Consider the following 653-nt stretch of genomic DNA (forward strand, 5'->3'; position numbering starts at 1 on the left):
TGAACCCCGATACTGAGACCTTCACGGGAGATACGCACCAAGAGCTTGAAGAGTTCCGCCTCATAGGCTTCTTCCTTGAAGGCCTCATAGCTATCTAAGAGGATGACAATAGCCGGCTCTTCCTGACCACTGGCTTGACGGTAGAGGTCTAAGGTCCCAACACCATAGTCCGCAAGGAGTTTCTTACGACGGTTGAGTTCTCTCTCCATGATTCGTACAAATTTAGAGATCTTCTCTGTTTGGTCCAAAAGCATGGTATCCGCCACCTGTGGAAGCTTGGACAATGGAGCCAAACCATTGGTACCAAAGTCCATCAAGTACATGGTAAGGGCCTTGGGACTGAATTTGCGAGCCAAGTCCATACCAGCTGTCTGAAGGAAGGTGGTCTTTCCTGTACCCGGACTTCCGTAGAGGAGGATATGACCATCCTTGGAGAGATTGATAGAGACAGCTTCCTGCTTCTGAGCCTGCGGGATATCTGCCATTCCAAGTAGAACAGATAGTGGTTTCTCTTGTGCCCAGGCTACTGCTGGTTGCACTTCTTCCAGTTCGTCTAGCGTAATGCGCTCCTTAAGTGGTGGTAACCATGGCTGTGGTACTGGAGGAATCTCTTGTTCTTCACACAAGAGCTGGATATGGTGCACTATCGCATC

At 49.6% G+C, this 653-nt stretch carries 1 protein-coding gene; it reads right to left on the reverse strand.

Translation table 11 applies throughout. The annotated features are described in order from the left end of the window. A partial coding sequence (locus O3652_RS10135; RefSeq protein WP_371590412.1) for an FtsK/SpoIIIE domain-containing protein occupies positions 1–653 on the reverse strand: 653 nt, incomplete at both ends.

This window comes from Streptococcus sp. 27098_8_23 (genome assembly GCF_041432195.1).
In the GTDB taxonomy this organism is placed as follows: domain Bacteria; phylum Bacillota; class Bacilli; order Lactobacillales; family Streptococcaceae; genus Streptococcus.